The organism is Emticicia sp., assembly GCF_049241225.1.
Lineage (GTDB): Bacteria > Bacteroidota > Bacteroidia > Cytophagales > Spirosomataceae > Emticicia.
Window position 1 is genome coordinate 44,698 of the sequence record NZ_JBMLRC010000465.1, and the last position, 3,443, is coordinate 48,140.

At 36.2% G+C, this 3,443-nt stretch carries 3 protein-coding genes; all 3 read right to left on the bottom strand.

The genetic code is table 11. The annotated features are described in order from the left end of the window. A partial coding sequence (locus ACOVO2_RS23965) for a carboxypeptidase-like regulatory domain-containing protein (protein ID WP_421772401.1) occupies positions 1–2,294 on the bottom strand: 2,294 nt, incomplete at its 3' end. Between the two features lie 44 nt (positions 2,295–2,338). Continuing rightward, positions 2,339–3,181: a GLPGLI family protein gene (locus ACOVO2_RS23970; protein WP_421772402.1), complete on the bottom strand. Its 843-nt coding sequence runs from the start codon at positions 3,179–3,181 to the stop codon at positions 2,339–2,341. A 46-nt stretch (positions 3,182–3,227) separates the two neighbouring features. Beyond that, positions 3,228–3,443: hypothetical protein (locus ACOVO2_RS23975; RefSeq protein WP_421772403.1), on the bottom strand; the 216-nt coding region annotated here is incomplete at its 5' end.

Below are 3,443 nucleotides of genomic sequence, written 5' to 3' on the forward strand. Positions count from 1 at the left end.
GACGAAACTCTTAGGTTTGGACTGATACCTTTCGCAATTACCTCGGTCAGACCATCATTAATAAACTGTTGATTTTGTTGCTTAAATACATTAGTACCTACACTAAGAGTTGTTTTTATTTTACTAAAATACTTACTCACACTCCCGTTAAGCGATTGATTATAAGCATTATTAGCTTGCTCGATGGCATTTCTTTCAATACTGCCATTCGGATTGATTATGTTAGTAAAAAGTAAGTTGTTTTCTCGAAAAGAATAGCTATAAGTAAACGATGCAAAAGTTGAATTTACGGGATTTCGGTAATTGATTCCTGCTGAAGTCGAATAAGAACTGGTTTGTAATAAAGGCACATTCATACGCTTAATATCTCGGTAGGTTGTCAGCAAATAACCATAATACATTTGGTTTATATCGCCAAAACTATTGCTCTTACTGGCAGAAGTGTTGATTGTTAGGTAATTATTCAAATCATAGTTAAGACCGAGACGAGGTTCAAAGGTCAAACGATTGAGATTTTCGGATTTGCTGAGTGCTGCATCTTCGATGGCGAAACGTCTAAAATTGAGTGGAGTCGAAAGATTAATATTAAGTTTTTGTTTTCGGTATCGGCTTTGTAGATGCACATAATACTTTTGATTGAGCCAGTTTAAATTATTTCGAAATTCTCCGCTCGCCACTGAGCGAGTTTCGATTGAATTTTGAAGTAAAATATCACTTTCTAAGGCCTGCTTCTCAACCAAGAAGCCCAATTGGGTATCAAACGAAAATCCTTTTAACGTTTTTAGGTATTGCACCGAATTTTCGGTAAAAAAACTCGTCTGCAAAACATTTTGCTGGATGTCTTGAATAAATTTATCGGCCTTAAGCAAGGTGGCAAATGGTACGGGAGAAACGCTTAATTGCTGTGGTTTTCGTTCAAGACTAATGCTTGAATTTAAAGTAAGTAATGATTTGCCAACCTTGAAAAAATCTTTGTAATTATTAGAAAGAGTATAGAACGGCACGTTTGCCTGTTGAACAATCGTGCCGTTTGTATTCCTAACAATTCCTGTTTGGGTATCCCAGTAGGCTTTTATTTGTAGGCTGTTTTTTAGGTATTTTCCTGCCGAGTTTTTTTGTAGCGTAAAATCGGTTTTCAGATTATTGAAAGACAAATCATTTCGCTTATTTTCCAAGAGCGTAATGCTATCGGTTTCCGCACTGAAAAAGGTTGTTTTGGTATAGCCCGTTTGCAGTTGAACATCATTTGTGTAATCGCCAATTAGACGGAGTTCGAGGTTGTTTTTTAGTTTTTTCAGCATGTTTATGCTACCAATATGGCTATTGTTATCAAGCCAACGATTTTCTTTGAATGCTGGATTACTGAGTTTCTGAATTCCAAGCCAATCTTGTTTGTTTTCTATGCCAGATTCTCCTCTATAAACACCTGGAGTGAGTCGCACGAGTTGTGAAGCACTATTTCTTCCTACATTATTGGTTTGATAAGTGGCCAAAAACTGGGTGTTTTTTGTGAAAAGCATGGGGGTAATATTTACATCCCGAAGTAAATGTGCAGGGTCAATGCCAGCCCCCAAAGACACTTGGCCAGTTGTGGTGATATTCTTTTTGAGTTTGATGTTAAGAGCGGCTTTTTCGGAGTGAACTACACCATTGAGCATCCTAACAGGTTGATGATTTTCTAAAATTTCGACATTCGTAACGGCTTCTACGTTTAGATTTTCATTGGCCAATTTATAGCGACCTTCGAGCAAATCCATGCCTTCGATGTAGTATTTGTTAATCGGTTCGCCTTGATATAAAATCTGACCGTTGGGACTAACCTCAACACCTGGGAGTTTTTTGATAATATCGGCAATTACACGGTCGTTTTTATCTTTAAATGCCGAAACTGCGTAAGAAAGCGTATCACCGTATTTTTTGATTGGGTCGGGTCTTACTTTTACTTCTTTTAGCTCAATCGAAGATTCTTCTAATTCAAAATTGATGGTTTGGTTTTTGTTCGGAACGTTGAGGCGTTGGGTAGCGTAGCCGAGCATTTTTATGATAAGCGTGAGAGAATCGGCATTGCTGAGGGCTTTAATTTCAAACTGCCCCGAAGGCTTGCTCATGCCAAAACCTATCGTAGTTTCGGTATTGAGTTTATTTGCCGTAATAATGGCATTCGCTAAGGCTTTGTTTTGAGCCTTATCGCTGACTTTTCCTGTGATGATTGTTTGGGAGAAAAGCGGATAACTTAAAAATAGGGGCATTAAAAGTATAAAAATGAGCCGTTTCTTTGCTTTTATTTGAGTCATAGCTTTCAATTTTAAGGTTGTGGAGTAGAAAGTTTTCTAAACGCTCATTTCAATTCTATTGGATTATTTTTTTTCTTCAATTCTGTTTGCACCAATTTATCCATTGTCTGTGCCGATATTTCACTTCCCCCCGTTGAAAAAGTCATGTTACTATTATTTTGAGTAATGGCTTTGAAGGGAGCCGTTTCAAATTCGAGCTTTTTTTCAATAAACGTTTTTTTGCTTGTTTTGAAAACTTTGGCTTTCGGAATCAAAATATCTTGGTTTTGTACAGATTTAAAACCGACTAATTGAAAATTGTAGTATTTTTTAGTGTCATTTATAGAAATAATCAAGCCTGGCAATCCATTAAATTTATATGGCCCGTCGCTTATTGGGAGTTCGGGGCTAAACCAAGCTTCGTAGGTTCGTCCACCAAAATTTGTGGTAGCTTTTTGGCAATGATAGCCCAAAATTACCTTCGTAGAGTCTAAAACTTCCCAGTTAAACTCATTTGACGGTTCGGTGTATTCAAAAGTATCTCTAAATATATTTTCTCTGAAAAGTGTTTCTTTTGAACGTTGATGCTTTATTATTTTATACTTAATATTAGCTTTCGGAATGCTTTCATTAAGAGCAATTTTTTCTTCAGGCTTTAAATCCCAAACCTTTTTTGCCACGTAAATAGAATCTTTCAGATATTCATTTTTACTATAAAAAACCGAAGAAGAATCTCCTACGAGCAAGAGCATATTTTCAGTTTTTTGAGATTTTCTATCGCTCGAATCGAGTTGGTAAATGAGTTCATATTCGCACCTATACATCACTTTATCAATACTTTTATAGGCTTGAGAGTGGCTCGCAAAGTGAGCTAATATTAAAGTAGTGAATAGAAATAGTTTTTTCATGTTTATGGATTTACTAATTCTTAGAAAAAGAATCAATAAAAGAAATTTAGTATCTCTCAATTGGGTTGCGTTTAACTGCGTTTAAAATAGAGTGGTCACCCAGTGTCTTTATTCCTTGACTTTCTAATGCTTTGAGTGGGTCTTCTCCTTCGTCTTTACGCAATTGCTTAAATTTTTCATAAGACACCTCAAAGACTTGGTCGGGCTTATGAAATTCGGGAAACTTATCGGTGAGTTTTTCAAACCTTTCTAATTCAAAAGT

Bases quoted from the DNA above. Each gene is read 5' to 3' on its own strand.
- ACOVO2_RS23970 (WP_421772402.1), bottom strand. From the start codon at position 3,181: ATGAAAAAACTATTTCTATTCACTACTTTAATATTAGCTCACTTTGCG.